The 17,350-nt window shown below is 66.4% G+C and carries 14 protein-coding genes and 1 riboswitch; of the genes, 6 read left to right on the top strand and 8 right to left on the bottom strand.

Annotated features, from left to right (window positions below):
* Window positions 1–61: 61 nt before the first annotated feature.
* From ACZ5TO_RS13780 to ACZ5TO_RS13765, 4 genes are read right to left on the bottom strand one after another with little or no spacing between them, the layout of a single operon-like run.
* Window positions 62–904, bottom strand: coding sequence for a metal ABC transporter permease (locus ACZ5TO_RS13780; RefSeq protein ID WP_464798478.1), 843 nt, complete (start codon window positions 902–904; stop codon window positions 62–64).
* Window positions 901–1,773, bottom strand: a complete 873-nt coding sequence (locus ACZ5TO_RS13775) for a metal ABC transporter permease (RefSeq protein ID WP_464798477.1) — start codon at window positions 1,771–1,773, stop codon at window positions 901–903. The genes ACZ5TO_RS13780 and ACZ5TO_RS13775 overlap by 4 nt, the downstream gene beginning before the upstream one ends.
* Window positions 1,770–2,639, bottom strand: coding sequence for a manganese/iron ABC transporter ATP-binding protein (locus ACZ5TO_RS13770; protein ID WP_464798476.1), 870 nt, complete (start codon window positions 2,637–2,639; stop codon window positions 1,770–1,772). The genes ACZ5TO_RS13775 and ACZ5TO_RS13770 overlap by 4 nt, the downstream gene beginning before the upstream one ends.
* Window positions 2,636–3,529 carry a metal ABC transporter substrate-binding protein gene (locus tag ACZ5TO_RS13765; protein ID WP_464798475.1) on the bottom strand — a complete coding sequence of 298 codons (894 nt, stop codon included), beginning with the start codon at window positions 3,527–3,529 and terminating at the stop codon, window positions 2,636–2,638. Before ACZ5TO_RS13765 ends, ACZ5TO_RS13770 begins: the two co-directional genes overlap by 4 nt.
* Window positions 3,530–3,737: 208 nt before the next feature.
* On the opposite strand from ACZ5TO_RS13765, the gene ACZ5TO_RS13760 reads away from it, so the two are divergent.
* From ACZ5TO_RS13760 to ACZ5TO_RS13750, 3 genes are all read left to right on the top strand, one after another.
* A complete protein-coding gene (locus tag ACZ5TO_RS13760) occupies window positions 3,738–4,409 on the top strand; it encodes a hypothetical protein (RefSeq protein ID WP_464798474.1) in 672 nt (223 codons plus the stop codon).
* A gap of 138 nt (window positions 4,410–4,547) precedes the next feature.
* Window positions 4,548–6,662, top strand: coding sequence for a glycine--tRNA ligase subunit beta (gene glyS, locus ACZ5TO_RS13755; RefSeq protein ID WP_464798473.1), 2,115 nt, complete (start codon window positions 4,548–4,550; stop codon window positions 6,660–6,662).
* Window positions 6,663–6,675: 13 nt separating this feature from the next.
* The gene (locus tag ACZ5TO_RS13750; RefSeq protein ID WP_464798472.1) at window positions 6,676–7,173 is read left to right on the top strand and encodes a 2-thiouracil desulfurase family protein; all 498 of its coding nucleotides are present in this window, start codon (window positions 6,676–6,678) and stop codon (window positions 7,171–7,173) included.
* A gap of 102 nt (window positions 7,174–7,275) precedes the next feature.
* Here the strand turns inward: ACZ5TO_RS13750 and ACZ5TO_RS13745 are convergent, their stop codons facing one another.
* Entirely contained in the window at window positions 7,276–7,719 is a 444-nt protein-coding gene (locus ACZ5TO_RS13745; RefSeq protein WP_464798471.1) for a plant virulence effector HPE1-like domain-containing protein, read from the bottom strand.
* A 104-nt stretch (window positions 7,720–7,823) separates the two neighbouring features.
* Window positions 7,824–9,095: a phosphoribosylamine--glycine ligase gene (gene purD, locus ACZ5TO_RS13740; RefSeq protein ID WP_464798470.1), complete on the bottom strand. Its 1,272-nt coding sequence runs from the start codon at window positions 9,093–9,095 to the stop codon at window positions 7,824–7,826.
* A 394-nt stretch (window positions 9,096–9,489) separates the two neighbouring features.
* Between purD and ACZ5TO_RS13735 the strand changes: the two genes are divergently transcribed.
* From ACZ5TO_RS13735 to lysS, 3 genes are all read left to right on the top strand, one after another.
* Window positions 9,490–11,262, top strand: coding sequence for an SLC13 family permease (locus tag ACZ5TO_RS13735; protein WP_464798469.1), 1,773 nt, complete (start codon window positions 9,490–9,492; stop codon window positions 11,260–11,262).
* 120 nt (window positions 11,263–11,382) lie between these two features.
* Window positions 11,383–12,852, top strand: a complete 1,470-nt coding sequence (gene gltX / locus ACZ5TO_RS13730; protein ID WP_464798468.1) for a glutamate--tRNA ligase — start codon at window positions 11,383–11,385, stop codon at window positions 12,850–12,852.
* 12 nt (window positions 12,853–12,864) lie between these two features.
* Window positions 12,865–14,358, top strand: a complete 1,494-nt coding sequence (lysS, locus tag ACZ5TO_RS13725; RefSeq protein ID WP_464798467.1) for a lysine--tRNA ligase — start codon at window positions 12,865–12,867, stop codon at window positions 14,356–14,358.
* Window positions 14,359–14,666: 308 nt separating this feature from the next.
* On the opposite strand, the gene ACZ5TO_RS13720 is transcribed toward lysS, so the two are convergent.
* Both ACZ5TO_RS13720 and ACZ5TO_RS13715 read right to left on the bottom strand, forming a co-directional pair.
* A complete protein-coding gene (locus ACZ5TO_RS13720; RefSeq protein WP_464798466.1) occupies window positions 14,667–15,770 on the bottom strand; it encodes an FAD-binding oxidoreductase in 1,104 nt (367 codons plus the stop codon).
* 1 nt (window position 15,771) lies between these two features.
* Window positions 15,772–17,013 carry an aromatic ring-hydroxylating oxygenase subunit alpha gene (locus tag ACZ5TO_RS13715; RefSeq protein WP_464798465.1) on the bottom strand — a complete coding sequence of 414 codons (1,242 nt, stop codon included), beginning with the start codon at window positions 17,011–17,013 and terminating at the stop codon, window positions 15,772–15,774.
* A 104-nt stretch (window positions 17,014–17,117) separates the two neighbouring features.
* Window positions 17,118–17,316, bottom strand: a riboswitch (cobalamin riboswitch).
* Between the last annotated feature and the right edge of the window lie 34 nt (window positions 17,317–17,350).

The following is a 17,350-nucleotide window of genomic DNA, read 5'->3' as shown; positions in this document are numbered from 1 at the left end:
TTTGGGCCGGACGATAGACGCAAACCGGCCGCCTGTCGACACGGCTCTATGGCGGCGGCGTTCAGGCGCCTTCCACGGGCCTTCTGTCGCGGATCATGCGGGAGAGGAAGGCGAGGACGAAGAGGCTCGCCATCAAAAGGACGATGGTCGGCGCCGGTGCGCTGTCGATGAGGAAGCTCAGCCAGATGCCGAGGAACGAACAGCCGAGCGCGACGGAAACAGCGACCGCCAGCATGCTCGGAAAGCGTCGGGTGAGGAGGGCGGCGATGGCGCCGGGCGCCACCAGCATGGCGACGGCGAGGATGATGCCGACCGCCTTCAGCGCACCGACGACGACGAGCGAGAGCACCGCGAGCAGCCCGTAGTGCAGGACTTTCACCGGCAGGCCGATGGCCGAGGCGTGCTGCCGGTCGAAGGCCTGCACGAGGAGGTCCTTGCGGAAGGCGAGGATGAAGCCTGTCGCGGCAAACGCGATCACGGCGGTTTCGATAAGATCGGCAGCACCGATGCCGAGCATGTCGCCGAAGAGGATATGGTCGAGATGCACGTCCGGCTGGATCTTCACGTAGAGCACGACGCCGAGGGCGAACATGCCGGAAAAGACGATGCCGAGGACCGTGTCCTCCTTCACCCGGCTGTTGTCCTTGAGATAGCCGGCGGCCAGCGCGCAGACGAGGCCGGCGACGAACGCCCCTGCCGCGAAGGGAAGGCCCGCTACATAGGCGAGGACGACGCCCGGCAGCACGGCGTGCGAAACCGCATCGCCCATCAGCGACCAGCCCTTCAGCACGAGATAGCAGGAGAGCAGCGCCATCGGCACCGCGATCGTCAGCGTCACCAGGAAGGCGTTCTGCATGAAGGCGAGCTGGAAGGGCAGGAGGGCGAGTTGCAGCGTCTCGTTCATGGCTGGACGGCCTCCCCTTCGGCCAGCGCGCGCCGGCCCCTGCGCCGTGCGGCGATGAGCCCGTGCTTGGGCGCCAGCAGGAAGGCGAGGAGGAAGAGCGCGGTCTGCAGCACGACGATGATGCCGCCCGTCGCGCCGTCGAGGAAATAGGAGAGGTAGGCGCCGACGAGGCTGGTGCCCGCGCCGAGCGCGGCGGCGATCACCACGAGGCGCTGGAAGCGGTCGGTGAGGAGATAGGCGGTCGCGCCCGGCGTCACCACCATGGCGACGACGAGGAAGGCGCCGACCGTCTGCATGGCGGCGACCGTGGAGGCGCTGAGCAGGGTGAAGAACAGCACCTTCAGGCCCGTCGCGTTGAGGCCGATGGAGCGGGCGTGGTTCTCGTCGAAGAAGGTGACCATCAGGTCCTTCCATTTCAGGAGGAGGACGACGAGCGTCACCGCGCCGATGATGGCGAGCTGGATCGTGTCCTCCGGCGTGATGGCGAGGATGTTGCCGAGCACGATGGTCTGGATGTTCACTGGCGTCGGCGAGAGCGAGACCATGAAGAGGCCGAGGCCGAAGAAGGAGGAGAAGATCATGCCGATGATCGCATCCTCCTTGAGCCGCGTCTGGCGGTTGAGGAAGAGCATGGCGCCGGCGGCAAGCCCGCCGGAAAGAAAGGCGCCGGCCGCGAACGGCAGGCCCAGCATGTAGGCGCCGGCAACGCCCGGCACGATGGAGTGCGAGAGCGCGTCGCCGATCAGCGACCAGCCCTTGAGCATGAGATAGGCGGAAAGGAAGCCGCAGATGCAGCCGACCAGCGCGCTCACCCACATGGCATTGACCATGTAGCCGTAGGAGAAGGGCTCGAGCAGCGCCCCGGTCACGGCCGCTTCTCCGTGTCACGCTCGCCGTAGATGACGAAGGGGCGCTCGTCGTCGGTGATGACCTTGACGGAGCGCCTGTCTTCGTCGTCGTGGAGGTCCGGGCCGCCGAGGATGAAGTGGCGCAGCACGCCGCCGAAGGCCTTTTCCAGGTTGGCTTCGGTGAAGGTCTCGGCCGTCGGGCCGGAGGCGATGACCGTGCCCTTGACGAAGACCGTGCGGTCGCAGAAGTCCGGCACGCTGCCGAGATTGTGGGTGGAGACAAGCATCACGCGGCCTTCCTCGCGCAGCGTGCCGAGCAGCTCGACGATCTGCTCTTCCGTCGTGACGTCGACGCCGGTGAAGGGTTCGTCGAGCAGGATCACCCGGCCTTCCTGGGCGAGTGCCCGGGCGAGGAAGACGCGCTTCCTCTGTCCGCCGGAAAGCTCGCCGATCTGGCGCTTGCGGTAGGCGGACATGTTCACGCGTTCGAGGGCCTCGTCGACCATCTCGTGGTCGCGCTTCGTCGGGATGCGCAGCCAGTTCATGTGGCCGTAGCGGCCCATCATCACGACGTCCTCGACGAGGACCGGGAAGGTCCAGTCGACCTCCTCGGCCTGCGGCACATAGGCGACGAGGTTCTTCTTCAGGGCTTCGCGCACGGAAAGGCCGAGGATCGTCACCTTGCCGCCGGCAACCGGCACGAAGCCCATGATCGCCTTGAAGAGCGTCGACTTGCCCGAGCCGTTGACGCCGACGAGCGCGGTGATCGTGCCGGTCGGCACGGAGAAGCTGGCATGGCGCAGCGCCGTGAGGCCGTTGCGGTAGGTGACGGTCACGTCCTCGGCGACGATGCCGTCCACCGTCTTCGCCTTGCTGCCCATCATCATTGCGACAGCCCCTTCACGATGGTCTCGGAGGTGACGCGCAGGAGATCGAGATAGGTCGGCACCGGCCCGCCGGCCTCGCTGAGGGAATCGACGTAGAGGACGCCGCCATAGGCCGCGCCCGTTTCGGCCGCCACCTGCTCTGCCGGCTTGGCCGAGACCGTGCTTTCGCTGAAGACGACGTGGATATTGTGCTCGCGCACCGCGTCGATCACCGCCTTCACCTGCTTGGGCGTTCCCTGCTGGTCGGCATTGATCGGCCAGAGGAAGAGTTCCTTGAGGCCGAAATCGCGGGCGAGATAGGAGAACGCGCCCTCGCTGGTCACGAGCCAGCGCTTTTCCTCCGGCAGCGCGCCGATCCTCGCCTTCATCTCCGCGCCGAGCGCCTTGATCTTCTCGCCATAGGCCTTGGCATTGGCGTCGTAGGTCGCGGCGTGGGCGGGGTCGAGCGCGCCGAGCGCCTTGCGGATGTTCTCCACATAGATCAGCGCGTTGTCCGGCGACATCCAGGCATGCGGGTTCGGCTTGCCCTCGTAGGGGCCTTCCACGATGCTCATCGGCGTAATGCCGTCGCTGACGACGACGTTCGGCACGTCGCCGAGATTGGCGAGGAACTTTTCGAACCAGAGCTCGAGGTTGAGGCCGTTGCGCAGCACGAGCTGGGCGTCCTGCGCCTTCAATATGTCGCGCGGCGTCGGCTGGTAGTTGTGGATTTCCGCGCCCGGCTTGGTGATCGATTCCACCGTGGCCGCATCGCCCGCCACATTCGCCGCGATGTCGGCGATGATGGTGAAGGTCGTCACCACCTTCGGCTTTTCCTGCGCGAGCGCCGGGGCGGCCGCCGCGACGAGCGGCAGGCCGAGAAGGAGGGCATTGAACGAGCGGCGGAGCATGGGAAACCTGATCTGCTTTTGCGAATGAGTTGCAATTGACTATAGGGCCCTTTTGTTCCCTGTCAACGCTATTGCAAATCATTCGCAAGAATGGATCGAAACGGCACGCTGCGGTTTAAAACTTCGGAAACGCACGGCCTGTAGAGTGCGGGCGTTCGCGTGCTCTCGGCGCGTTCGTGTTCTGCGTTCAAAGAGAAGTTCGACGCCCGTGAAGTTCCTGCCGACCTCGTTCCGCCTGTCCCGGAAGATCCTGATCATTGCCGCCGGCGTCCTCGTGCTTACCGGCGCCTCGGGCGCCGCCGCGATCTTCGTCGGGCGCGATGCGCTGCTCGGGCCGCCGTCCGAAACGATCTCGGGCGTCGCCTGCACCACCGTCTCCACCGTGCGCATCGAGCAGGACGGCCAGCAATGGTTGCGCAGATACGTGCGCTCGGCGGCGAAGGACGGCGATATCCGCGTGAAGACGGCGCTGCGCGTGGCCGGTGCCCTCTCCAATGCGGAAGAAGCCGATCTCTACCAGGTCATCCTCCTCGATGCCGCCGGGCCCGTGAACCGCGCCGACATGCGCGGCCGGGCGATCGGCGCCGAAGTGCTCTTCGCGCGCGATCCCGCCGCCGTTCCCGGCATGGCCGCCCCCTTCGTCGCCCGCTACACGGACGGCCAGCCCGCCGAGAACGGCGATTTCTACGGCGAGCGCAAGGAACTCTCCCTCGAGGAGATCAAGTCCATCGTCACGGCGATGACGGAGCGGGAGGATTGCGTCGACCCGAATGCCGTCATCGAGGCGGAAGGGGAGGCGAAGCCCGAAGCGGGCGGAGCGACGGCGGAAGGCGAGGGCGCGGCGGCGGAAACGCAGGAGGTCGCCGCCAGCGGGCACTGACAGCCTTTCCGTCGGCGGGGCGGCATATTTGCCGTTGTACAGCACCGCCCAACTTTGCTAGCAGAGGCACACGATTTTCACCCCATACCGGCACGCCGTGCCGACCCTTGCCGCGTGGCGAGGGTGAGGAAAGTTGACATGCCCGATCTTCTGCTTGAACTCCGCTCCGAGGAAATTCCCGCCCGCATGCAGCGCAAGGCGGCGGGCGACCTGAAGAAACTCGTCACTGATGCGCTGGTGGAAGCGGGCCTGACCTACGAGGGCGCGCGCGAATACTGGACGCCGCGCCGCCTGACGCTCGACATCCGCGGCCTCAACGCCCGTTCGGCCGATATCCGCGAGGAGCGCAAGGGCCCGCGCACCGACGCCAACGAGAAGGCGATCGAAGGCTTCTTGCGCGGCGCCGGCCTTTCCTCGATTTCCGAGGCGCATGTCCATTCGGATCCGAAGAAGGGCGATTTCTACGTCGCCCATATCGTCAAGCCCGGCCGCCCCGCCGAGGAGATCATTGCCGAGGCGATGCCGGGCATCATCCGCAATTTCCCCTGGCCGAAATCCATGCGCTGGGGCGCCGCCTCGGCAAGGCCCGGCGCCATGCGCTGGGTGCGCCCGCTGCAATCGATCCTGTGCACCTTCGGCGCGGAGACCGAGGAAACGCGCGTCGTGCCCTTCGAGGTCGACGGGCTCGTCGCCGGCAATGTCACCTACGGCCATCGTTTCCATGCGCCGGAGGCCATCACCGTGCGGCGCTTTGCCGATTATGCCGCAAGCCTCGAAAAGGCGAAGGTCGTGCTGGACGCCGAGCGGCGCAAGCAGATCATCGCCACCGACGCTAACAACATCGCCTTCGCCAACGGCCTCGAACTGGTCGAGGACGAAGGCCTGCTGGATGAAGTGTCCGGCCTCGTCGAATGGCCTCAGGTCCTGCTCGGCACCTTCGAGGAAGAGTTCCTGGCGATCCCCGCCGAGATCATCCGCCTCACCATCAAGACGAACCAGAAGTGCTTCGTCACCCGCAGGCCGGGCACCGAGGCGCTTTCCAACCATTTCATCCTCGTCTCCAACATCGAGGCGAAGGACGGCGGCAAGGAGATCGTGCACGGCAACGGCAAGGTCGTGCGCGCGCGCCTTTCCGACGCCAAGCATTTCTGGCTGCGCGACCAGGGCGACCTGCCGGACCTCGACACGCTGAAGGCATCCGCCGAAAAGTTCGGCCTCGACCTTGCAAAGCCGCTCGACCAGCGCATGGCCAAGCTCGATGCGCTCGACGTGACCTTCCACGCCAAGCTCGGCACGCAGGGCGAGCGCGTCGCGCGCATCCGCACGCTCGCCGCCGAACTGGCGAAGGTCACCGGCGCCGATGCCGCGCTCGTCGACCGCGCCGTGGTGCTCGCCAAGGCCGACCTTCGCACGGAGGCCGTCGGCGAATTCCCCGAGCTCCAGGGCATCATGGGCCGCAAATACGCCGCCCTCCAGGGCGAGGACGCCGCCGTCGCCGAGGCCATCGAGGACCATTACAAGCCGCAGGGGCCCTCCGACCGCGTGCCGTCCGGCAAGGTCGGCCTCACCGTGGCGCTCGCCGACAAGCTCGACACGCTGATCGGCTTCTGGGCCATCGACGAGAAGCCGACCGGCTCGAAGGACCCCTATGCGCTGCGCCGCGCCGCCCTCGGCGTCATCCGCATGCTGCTGGAAAAGAACATCCGCCTGCCGCTGCTGTCGGTCGTCAGGGACCCGGACCTCCTCGCCTTCTTCCATGACCGGCTCAAGGTCTACCTGCGCGACATGGGCGCACGGCACGACCTCATCGACGCCGTGCTGACGCCGGACGCCGACGATCTGCTGACGGTCGCCCGCCGCGTCGAGGCGCTGACGGCCTTCATCACCTCCGAAGAGGGCCAGAACCTCCTCGCCGGCACGAAGCGCGCCACGCAGCTCCTCGCCGCGGAAGAGAAGAAGGGCACCGTCGTCGAAGGCGCCGTCTCGCCCGCCCTCCTGAAGCTCGATGCGGAAAAGGCGCTGCACACCGCCGTCGAAACCGCCGCCAGGGACGCCTCCGCCGCCGTCGCGAAGGAAGACTTCCGCTCCGCCATGGCAGCCCTCTCGGCACTGCGCGCCCCGGTCGACCGCTTCTTCACCGACGTCCTCGTCAACGACGACGAACCCGCCATCCGCACCAACCGCCTCGCCTTGCTCTCCGCCATCCGCGCGGCAACCGGCACGGTCGCGGATTTCTCGAAGATCGCGGGATGAGAGGTCGGCGCTGATGACCGGGAAAATCCTCATCAGCGCCTGTCTTGCCGGCCGGCCGGTCCGTTACAACGGGTCGGCCAAGCCGCTCGTGCATGAGGCGGTTGCGCGCTGGCGGGCGGAGGGGCGGCTGGTGGAACTCTGTCCGGAACTTGCGGGCGGCTTTGCCGTGCCGCGGCCGCCGGCGGAAATCGAGGACGGGCGCGACGGCGATGACGTGCTCGACGGGCGGGCGCGGGTGCTGGAGATTTCCGGCGGCGATGTCTCGGCGGCCTATATCGAGGGTGCGCGCATCGCGCTGGACGTCGCGCAAGAGAACGGCTGCCGCCATGCCCTGCTCATCGACGGCAGCCCGTCCTGCGGATCGGGCTTCATCCATGACGGCACGTTTTCCGGTGCGCGCCATGCGGGGCAGGGGGTGACGGCGGCGCTGCTTCGCCGCGCCGGCATCGCCGTCTATTCGGACCGGGAGGTCGACAACCTCGTCAGGGATCTGGGGGAAGAGGGCGGCTGACACGTTTGCGCCCCCCGCCTGAGGGCCAGGGGCGCATCCGTCCGCTTTCGCGAATTCCCGTCAGCCTGGAGGGACTGAGAGGCAGGGACCACCAATATGGGGTCAATCGAGCCTGAGTTCAAATTTTCCGGGATCAAACTCCCGTGAGGCCGTCATGCCGGCCGTCACCGTCGCCTGGGCCGCGTCCTTGCCAAGCGCGCTCGTCCTGGCGCTCGTATCGACGGGCTGCTCCGTCTCGGCGCTGTCGACCGTCTCGGCGGGCGCCTTGCTGACGAAGAGGACGGGCGAGCCGCCCATCCAGGCTTCCGTGCGGAAGAGCTTGCGCTCGCCGTTCTCCTCGCGGATATCCACCTTCTGCGTGCCGGGCGCGATCGCGTCGACATGGTAGGTCTCGGCGACGGGCTTCGGCTTCAGCGCCGGGCAGGCCTCGCAGGTGATGGTCGAGATGCTGTCCGCGGCGGTGGCGCCGGTCACGGGTTCGATCGAGCCCGCAAGGGCGGGGCCGGCAAGAAGTGCCAAGGCGAAGGTCGGCAGCAGGATACGCATCAACGGTTCTCCCTCATCGTTGGGAGCACCCTAGCGCCTGCCGGTTACGGTCCCGTCAGGAGAAATGGTAAAATTCGATCTATCGGGCGATTTCGCCGCCCGCCTCAAGCCTTTTCGCGGGCGACGGCGCGCCAGCCGATATCGCGGCGAGCAAAGCCGTTCTGCCATTCCACCTTGTCGAGCGCCCGGTAGGCGGCCTGTTGCGCTTTGCCGACGGTCCTTGCCACGGCCGTGACGTTGAGCACGCGCCCGCCCGTCGCGACCAGTTTCCCGTCTTCGAGGGCTGTGCCGGCATGAAACACCTTGGTCGTGGCGTCGTCTGCCGGTAGCGAGAGGATGGGCGTGTTCTTCTCGTAGGCGCCGGGATAGCCCTTCGAGGCCATGACGACGGTGAGCGCCGGGTCGTCCCGCCATGTCGCGGAGACCTTGTCGAGCCGGCCGATGGCGGCGGCGTGCAGGATCGGCAGGAGGTCGCTTTCGAGCCGCATCATCAGAACCTGGCATTCCGGATCGCCGAAGCGGACATTGTATTCGATGAGCTCGGGGCCCTTTTCGGTGATCATCAGGCCGGCAAAGAGCACGCCCTGGAAGGGATGGCCGTCCGCCGCCATGCCGCGGATCGTCGGCTCGATGATCTCCTTCATCGTGCGCTCGACCATTTCGGGCGTCATCACCGGGGCGGGCGAATAGGCGCCCATGCCGCCGGTGTTCGGGCCGGTGTCGCCGTCGCCGACGCGCTTGTGGTCCTGGGCGGAGGCGAGCGGCAGGGCGTTCACCCCGTCGCACAGGCAGAAGAAGCTCGCCTCCTCGCCGTCGAGGAAGGCCTCCACCACGACTTCCGCGCCCGCCGCGCCGAAGGCGCCATCGAAGCAGTCGTCGACGGCCGCGAGCGCCTCGTCGAGCGTCATGGCGACGGTCACGCCCTTGCCGGCGGCAAGCCCGTCCGCCTTGATGACGATCGGCGCGCCCTGTTCGGTGACATAGGCCTTTGCCGCGGCCGCGTCGGTGAAGCGTTTGTAGGCGCCCGTCGGGATATCGTATTTGGCGCAGAGGTCCTTGGTGAAGCCCTTGGAGCCCTCGAGCTGCGCGGCGGCGGCCGAGGGACCGAAGACGTCGATGCCGTCTGCGCGCAGCGCGTCGGCAAGGCCGGCGACGAGCGGGGCTTCCGGCCCGACCACCACGAAGCCGACGCCGTTCTCCTTGCAGAAGGCCGAGACGGCGGCGTGGTCCTCGACATTCAGGGAAACGAGCGTCGCGCATTCGGCGATGCCCGGATTGCCGGGGGCGGCGTAGAGCGTATCCAGAAGCGGGGACTGCGCCAGTTTCCAGGCCAGGGCATGCTCGCGTCCGCCCGATCCGATCAACAGAACCTTCATGCCCGTAACCCCTGCTGCGTCCTTGTTGCTGGCGGGTTAAGGGCGCGGGGCGGAAAGGTCAAGAGATGCGGTGTGACAGAGCGTCGAGATACCGGCGGCGGGTAGGGGGCGACCTGCCCTAACCCCCCGCCACTTACGGACCGGGAGGGTCGAAGACGGGTCGGACGGGTGGGAAGCTCGCCTGCCGTTTCGTTGGCCACGGGGAGAAACCGGAAAAATCCCCGTGTTCTTCATCTCCGTCGCGTCCGGTTGACACGACCCGCCTTCTCTTGGCAAATCTTCGGACGGTTGGATTGTTCCGCGAAAGTTCTGGACGGTTGCGCTACCTGAGGCGGAACCGGCAGGACCTGCAGGGAATTCATGCCGAGCATCGCCCCGCCGCACGGACAGCTCCATGACGCTTCAGCAGACCTTCGCCTTCGTCGTCATCGCTCTGATGATGGCGGCGTTCATTTGGGGACGGTTCCGCTACGATGTCGTGGCGTGCTGTTCGCTGCTTCTGGCGCTCGCGCTCGGCATCGTTCCCTTCGACAAGGCCTTTTCCGGTTTTTCCGACGACATCGTCATCATCGTCGCAAGCGCCCTGATGGTGAGCGCGGCCGTCGCGCGCTCGGGCATCGTCAATCTCGCGGTCAAGCGCTTCTTCCCGAACCTTGCCTCCAGGCGCAGCCAGCTTGCGTTGCTGCTCGTCTCCGTCGCTGTGCTTTCGGCCTTCATCAAGAATATCGGCGCGCTCGCCATCATGATGCCGCTCGCCTTTCAGTTCGCCAAGAAATCCGGCACGCCGGCCTCCAAGTTCCTGATGCCGATGGCCTTCGCCGCGCTTCTCGGCGGCCTCATGACGCAGATCGGCACCTCGCCCAACATCGTCGTCTCGCGCCTGCGCCAGGAGATCGGCGGCGAGAGCTTCAGCATGTTCGATTTCACGCCCGTCGGCGCGGTGCTGACGGTCTGCGGCATCCTCTTCCTCCTCCTCTTCAACCGCATCGTGCCCGAGCGCACGAACAAGAGCGCCAATATCGAGGAGGCGCTGGAGGCGGCCGCCTATTCCTCCGACGCGACGATCGAGGCCGGCTCGCCCTCCGTCGGCAAGTCGCTGAACGAGGTGCTGCGCAACGGCGATGGCGACGTGATCGCCACCGCCATCATCCGCGGCCATGTCCATATCGCGCCGCTGCCGGACGTGCGGCTGACCGCGGGCGACACGATCCTGATGGAGGGAACGGCCGGCGCGCTCGACAAGGTGGTCTCCGCCGCCGGCCTCACGCTCTCCGGCCAGCCGATCCGCGCCGGGCGCGGCGAGGAGGGCGAGATCAGCGCCATCGAGGCGGTGGTGGGCAAGGATTCGCGGCTCATCGACATTTCCGCCCGCAGCATCGCGCTCTTCCATTCCTACGGCATCAACCTGCTCGCCGTCAGCCGACAGGGCGAGCGGCTGCGCGAAAAGCTCTCCGCCGTGCGCCTGCGCCCGGGCGACATGATCGTGGTGCAGGGCAACAACCGCACGCTGCCGACGCAGCTCACCGAACTCGGCCTGCTGCCGCTCGCCCAGCGCGAGATCCTGCTGGGTGCGCCGCGCCGGGCGATCATTCCCGTCCTGATCCTCATGGCGGCGATGGTCGCCACCGCCTTCGGCGTCGTGCCGGTGGCGACGGGCTTCTTCGCCGCCGCCGTCGCCATGGTGGTCTTCCGCGCCGTGCCGCTGCGCGAGGCCTATACGGCGCTCGACGGGCCGATCCTCATCATGCTCGCCGCCCTCATCCCCGTTTCCGACAGCCTGCGCACGACGGGGGCGAGCGAGCTCGTCGCCGGCTGGCTCGGCGACATCGCCGTGCACCTGCCGCCCTTCGGCGCGCTCGGCCTCATCCTTCTTACCGCCATGGCCGTGACGCCCTTCCTCAACAATGCGGCGACCGTCCTCGTCATGGCGCCGATCGCCGCCAGCTTCGCCAATGCGCTGCACTACAAGCCGGAGGCCTTCCTGATGGCCGTGGCGATCGGCGCGGGCTGCGATTTCCTCACCCCCGTCGGCCACCAGTGCAACACGCTGGTGATGGGCCCGGGCGGCTACAAGTTCGCCGATTATCCGCGCGTCGGCCTGCCGCTCTCCATCCTCATCGTCATCGTCAGCGTGCCGACGCTGCTTTATGTCTGGCCCGTGCGCTAGCCGCCGATCGACATTCCCTTGACGCGCCGGGCTGAATATGGTCTCACCCAGCCCAACGGAGAGCCCTTTTCTCCCGCAAATCCGGGCACTCCCTTCCAAAAGCCAAGACGGGCCACATCCATGAGCACTTCCGGAACCGCATCCGGCGTTCGCGTACGCATCGCACCTTCCCCCACCGGCGAGCCCCATGTCGGCACCGCCTATATCGCGCTCTTCAACTATCTCTTCGCCAAGAAGAACAACGGCACCTTCATCCTGCGCATCGAGGATACGGACGCCACGCGCTCGACGCCGGAATTCGAGCAGAAGGTGCTGGACGCGCTGAAATGGTGCGGCCTCGAATGGTCCGAAGGCCCGGATGTCGGCGGCCCCTACGGCCCCTACCGCCAGTCCGACCGCAAGGCCATGTACTGGCCCTATGCCGAGGAACTGCTGCAGAAGGGCCATGCCTTCCGCTGCTTCTGCACGCCGGAACGGCTGGAGAAGATGCGCGAGGCGCAGCGCGCCGCCGGCAAGCCGCCGGGCTACGACGGCCACTGCCTCAACCTTTCCGCCGAGGAAGTCACGAGCCGCGTCGCGGCGGGCGAGCCATCGGTCGTGCGCATGAAGATCCCGACGGAAGGCTCCTGCGACTTCCACGACGGCGTCTACGGCGACGTGTCGATCCCGTGGGAAAGCGTCGACATGCAGGTGCTGATCAAGGCCGACGGCATGCCGACCTACCACATGGCGAACGTCATCGACGACCACCTGATGAAGATCACCCATGTGGCGCGCGGCGAGGAATGGCTCGCCTCGGTGCCCAAGCACATCCTGCTCTACCGCTATTTCGGCTGGCAGGAGCCGGTCTTCATGCATCTTTCGCTGATGCGCAACGCCGACAAGTCGAAGCTCTCCAAGCGCAAGAACCCGACCTCGATCTCCTACTATTCCGCGCTCGGCTACCTGCCGGAAGCGCTGATGAACTTCCTCGGCCTGTTCTTCATCCAGATTTCCGAGGGCGAGGAACTGCTGACCATGGACGAGCTTGCCGAAAAGTTCGATCCGGAGAACCTTTCCAAGGCCGGCGCGATCTTCGACATCCAGAAGCTCGACTGGCTGAACGGCCGCTGGCTGCGCGAGCAGCTTTCCGAAGAGGACTTCATGAAGCGCGTCCTCGACTGGGCGATGGAGAACGACCGCATCCGCGAGGGGCTGAAGCTCTCGCAGTCGCGTATCTCCAAACTCGGCGAACTGCCGGACCTCGCCGGTTTCCTGCTGAAGTCCGACCTCGGGCTGACGCCGGAGTCCTTCGCCAAGGTGAAGTCGACGCCGGAGGAAATCCTCGACGTGCTGAACCAGGTGCAGCCGGACCTCGAGAAGATGCCGGAATGGACCGTGGAAAGCATCGAGGCGGAACTGCGCGCGAGCGCCGACAAGCTCGGCAAGAAGCTGAAGGTCGTCGTCGCGCCGCTCTTCGTTGCCGTCTCCGGCTCGTCGCGCTCGCTGCCGCTCTTCGATTCGATGGCCATCCTCGGCCGCTCCGTCGTGCGCCAGCGCCTGAAGGTCGCCGCGCAGGTCGTGGCCTCCATGGCCGGCGGCGGAAAGTAAGGAACGAGAAGAATGAACGACAAGACCGAAACCGCCCTTTCCTCCGACCCGACGGAAGTCCGCCGCCAGAAGCTCGGCCAGCTTCGCGAGACGGTCGGAGATGTCTATCCGGCGCATTTCCACCGCACGATGACCAATGCGGAGCTTGCGGAGAAGTACGAAAGCCTGGAACCCGACACGGAGAGCGGCGACGTCGTGACCGTTGCCGGCCGCGTCTATTCCTCGCGCAATTCCGGCATGTTCATGGACATCCATGATGCCTCCGGCAAGATCCAGATCTTCTCCCACAAGGACACGACGCCGGAAGAGGCGCGCGCCCTGCTGCCGATGATCGATATCGGCGACATCATCGGTGTCACCGGGGTCGTCCGCCGCACCAAGCGCGGGGAACTGACGATCAACGCGCAGGAGATCGTCATGCTGACGAAGACCCTGCTGCCGATGCCGGAGAAGTGGCACGGCGTCGCCGATGTCGAGATCCGCTACCGCAAGCGCCACCTCGACATCATGACCAACGAGGAATCCAAGCTCCGCTTCCAGCAGCGCTCGAAGATCGTTTCCGGCATCCGCCGCTTCATGGAGAACGACGGCTTCATGGAAGTCGAGACGCCCATGCTGCATTCCGTCTACGGCGGCGCGACGGCAGAACCCTTCAAGACGCACCACAACACGCTGAAGCTCGACATGTACCTGCGCATCGCGCCGGAACTGTTCCTGAAGCGCACGCTGGTCTCCGGCCTCACCGACAAGGTGTTCGAGATCAACCGCAACTTCCGCAACGAGGGCGTGTCGACGCGGCACAATCCCGAGTTCACGATGATGGAGTGCTACTGGGCCTATGCGGATTACGAGGACATCATGGACCTCGTGGAGCGCCTCTTCGCCGAGCTTGCCGTCAAGATCCACGGCTCGACGGAGTTCGCCTACGGCGACAAGGAAATCTCCTTCAAGGGCCCGTTCAGGCGCGTGCCGATGCCGGATGCCGTGAAGGAAGCGACCGGCATCGACTTCCTCGCCATCAAGACGGACGAGGAAGCCCGCGCCGCCGCCAGGGCCGCCGGTTTCGAGGTGGAGAAGGACTGGACCTGGGGCGAATGCCTCGCCTTCATCTTCGAGGAGAAGGTGGAAGGAACGCTGATCCAGCCGTCGCACGTCACGCATTTCCCGAAGGACATCTCGCCCTTCGCCAAGGAAGTGCCGGGCGAGCCGCGCCTCGTGGAACGCTTCGAGACCTATTGCAACACCTGGGAACTCGGCAACGCCTTCTCCGAGCTGAACGACCCGGAGGAGCAGCGCGCCCGCATGGTCGAGCAGCTCCAGCAGGCCCACGGCCGCGGCGAGAAGGACAAGCAGCTCGACGACGAGTTCCTGGACGCCATCGACCAGGGCATGCCGCCCGCCGGGGGCCTCGGCATCGGCGTCGACCGCCTGATCATGCTGCTGACCAACGCCCCCTCGATCCGCGACGTCATCCTCTTCCCGGCCCGCCGCGCGAAGACGGACTGAGAGTAGAGCAAGGTGGGAGGGCCAGGAAAGCCCTCCTTCCTACCCTCTGTCTCCTCTTCTCCCTCTCTCTTCCCTCTCCTTCGTCATGCTCGGGCTTGACCCGAGCATCCACCCTCACGGCGGTGCCTCGCTTGTGGCATGGATCCTCGGGTCAAGCCCGAGGACGACGACGGTGGGAGCCGAGGATGACGCCGGCGAGAGGATTGACGTCGACCGGCGGAGCGCTTCCGGCGGTGAGGTGACACCGGCGGATGGATGGTGCCTAGGGATGGAGGGGATGCCGGACAGCAGCGTGGCACCGTTGCGCCTCACGCCTCGATCGACACGTCCCCGATCGGCCGCGAGCAGCAGGCGAGGATGTAGCCTTCGGCGATCTCGTCCTCCAGGATGCCGCCGTTGTGGTGCATCTCCACCTCGCCCGTTACCTTCATGACCCGGCAGGTGCCGCACAGGCCGCCTTCGCAGGCCGCGCCGATGCGCACGCCCGCGGCGCGCGCGGTCTGCAGGATCGTCTGGCCGGGCGGGCACGGAGCGTCCTTGCCTGCCATGGTGAAGGTGACGGTGGCGACCGCGTCGGCATCCACGGCCTGCTCGCCGGCGCCGGCCCGGATGGCGATCTCTTCCGGCGCGGGCGCGCTCGACGGCTGGAAGCTCTCCTCGTGGTAGCGCGCCATGTCGAAGCCGCAGACCTTCAGCATGTCGCGCACGCCGCGCATGAAGGGTTCCGGGCCGCAACAGAAGACCGTGCGCTCGCGGAAATCGGGCGCGAGCAGCGAGAGCCGCGCCGCGTCGATCCGGCCGCGAAGGCCGTGCCAGCCGTCACGCGGATTCTGGCTCTCCACGACGAAGCCGAGCGTCAGGCTCGGCATCTGCGCGGCGAGGCATTCGAGCTCCGCCTTGAAAAGGAGGTCCTCCGGCTTGCGCGCGCAGGTGACGAAGGAGACGTCCGACTGCGGCGCGCAGTCCGCCATCCAGCGCGTCATCGACATCATCGGCGTGATGCCGGAGCCTGCCGAGACGAAGAGGTACTTTTCCGCCGGATAGCGCACGAAGGAGAAGTCGCCGAGCGGGCCGAAGGCCCGCAGCGTCATGCCCGGACGCAGGTTGTCGAACATCCAGCGCGTGCCGATGGAGTTCTTCTGCGCCTTGACCGTCACCGCGACCGAGAAGGGGCGCGAGGGCGAGGAGGAGAGCGTATAGGTGCGCATGACCGGCTCGTCCTGCGACACCGGCAGCTCCAGGGTGACGAACTGGCCCGGCAGGTACCGGAACCAGTTCTTCTGATCGGAGCTGAACGTGAACGTCATCACGTCGGAAGTCTCCGCCGTGACCGCGATGCATTCCAGGAGGTTCTGGCGGTCGTGCCACGGGTTCAGTTCGTCGAAGTGGCGAAACGGGGTCGATATCGTCATGTCAGGCCACCCGGGACATCGGCTTCTTGTCGCCCAGGCGGTCGATCATGAAGTTCGTGTACCACTCGACGAACTGCATGACGCCGCCCTCGTCCTCGACCGAATAGGGGCCGGGCTGGTAGGCGGGCGAACGGATGCCGAAGGCGTTCTCCTCGACGATCCGGCGGTCCTGGTCGTTGGTCTCGGTCCACACATGGGTGAGCTCGTCGAGGCGGTAGTCGACACCCTCGACGGCATCCTTGGCGACCAGCCACTTCGTCGTGACCTGGGTGAGCTCCGGGCCGAGCGGCAGCACGCGGAAGGTGATGGCGTGGTCGGCCAGCACATGGTTCCACGTCGTCGGATAGTGGAAGAGGAGAAGCGTGCCGATGCCGCTTTCCAGGACATCGCTCGACAACGGCCGCTGCACGGCGGGCGCGCCGGACATGGTGTAGCTCTCCGCATCCTGGATCAGCGGCATGCGCGCGGCGCGGAACTGGCCGGTCGGCGACATGCGGAATTCGCTCGCAAGGCCCGCCGCCTCGCACTTTTCCCAATGCGCGGCGATGACCGGATCGTCCTTGGCGCCCTGCACGCCCGTGGCGCTCGGAGCCTCGGGATAGGTGCGGCAGAGCTCGGGATGGTTGGCCGCGCAATGGTAGCACTCGCGGTTGTTCTCCCAGACGAGCTTCCAGTTGCCCTTTTCCACGATCGTGCTCTCGAAGGCGACCTTCGTCTCGCCGAGGCGGTGGCGGGCAAGATAGGGCTCGACCAGGCTGCGGAAGGCGGAGAAGTCCGGCGCCTCCTCGGCAAGGCAGATGAAGATGTAGCCGCCGACCGTCTCGCAACGGATCGGCTTCAGGCCGTGCTGCGCCTTGTCGAAGTCCTCCGCCATGTGGCGGGCGAAGAGTAGCGAGCCGTCGAGCTCGTAGGTCCACTGGTGGTAGGGACAGACGAGCTTGGCCGACGTGCCCTTGTGCTGCGTGCACACGCGCGAGCCGCGGTGGCGGCAGGAATTGTGCAGCGCGCGGACGGTGCCGGAACGGTCGCGGGTGACGACGACGGGATAGTCGCCGACCTGCACGGTGAAATAGTTGCCCGCCTTCGGGATCTCGCAGTCGTGGCCGATGAACAGCCAGTCGCGATACCAGATCGTCTCCAGGTCGAGCCTGTAGTGGTCGGGGTCGATGTAGAAGGCCTGCTCGAGGCTGTGGCCCTCGCGCCGGGTCTTGAGCTTGCGGAGCACGTCGCTGCGAATGTCCATGGCGGATCCTCAGATATCCAGATTTGCTGAGGCGCACGGAGGAGACGGCATCCGGGCGGCAGGCCGCACGGTTTGCACGCTTCCCGGCCGCCCGCCGCAGCCAGTCACGATCGATGCTCCAGGCTGGTTTCCGGGCTGAGGAGTGTCCCTTGAGGACCGGCGCAGCGCCTTCCCGGACATCTCGTCCAGTGGCCTCTGCTGCACCTTGCTCCAACACCGTTGCGGGGGCAGCGCCGGATTTCAACCGGCTTCCCAATTCTCCGCTTCCTTGGGGGAAGCAGCACCTTGAGCGTTCTTATCTAAGCGCAAGTCCGGCCGCCCGACATTCCGGAAAACG

The organism is Shinella sp. Sh6 (assembly GCF_055392685.1).
Note: the sequence above shows the minus strand (reverse complement) of the source record. Positions and strands in the feature narration are given on the sequence as shown.

Bases quoted from the DNA above. Each gene is read 5' to 3' on its own strand.
- ACZ5TO_RS13780 (WP_464798478.1), bottom strand. From the start codon at position 904: ATGAACGAGACGCTGCAACTCGCCCTCCTGCCCTTCCAGCTCGCCTTC.
- ACZ5TO_RS13770 (WP_464798476.1), bottom strand. From the start codon at position 2,639: ATGATGATGGGCAGCAAGGCGAAGACGGTGGACGGCATCGTCGCCGAG.
- ACZ5TO_RS13765 (WP_464798475.1), bottom strand. From the start codon at position 3,529: ATGCTCCGCCGCTCGTTCAATGCCCTCCTTCTCGGCCTGCCGCTCGTC.
- glyS (WP_464798473.1), top strand. From the start codon at position 4,548: ATGCCCGATCTTCTGCTTGAACTCCGCTCCGAGGAAATTCCCGCCCGC.
- ACZ5TO_RS13750 (WP_464798472.1), top strand. From the start codon at position 6,676: ATGACCGGGAAAATCCTCATCAGCGCCTGTCTTGCCGGCCGGCCGGTC.
- ACZ5TO_RS13745 (WP_464798471.1), bottom strand. From the start codon at position 7,719: ATGCGTATCCTGCTGCCGACCTTCGCCTTGGCACTTCTTGCCGGCCCC.
- purD (WP_464798470.1), bottom strand. From the start codon at position 9,095: ATGAAGGTTCTGTTGATCGGATCGGGCGGACGCGAGCATGCCCTGGCC.
- ACZ5TO_RS13735 (WP_464798469.1), top strand. From the start codon at position 9,490: ATGACGCTTCAGCAGACCTTCGCCTTCGTCGTCATCGCTCTGATGATG.
- gltX (WP_464798468.1), top strand. From the start codon at position 11,383: ATGAGCACTTCCGGAACCGCATCCGGCGTTCGCGTACGCATCGCACCT.
- lysS (WP_464798467.1), top strand. From the start codon at position 12,865: ATGAACGACAAGACCGAAACCGCCCTTTCCTCCGACCCGACGGAAGTC.
- ACZ5TO_RS13720 (WP_464798466.1), bottom strand. From the start codon at position 15,770: ATGACGATATCGACCCCGTTTCGCCACTTCGACGAACTGAACCCGTGG.
- ACZ5TO_RS13715 (WP_464798465.1), bottom strand. From the start codon at position 17,013: ATGGACATTCGCAGCGACGTGCTCCGCAAGCTCAAGACCCGGCGCGAG.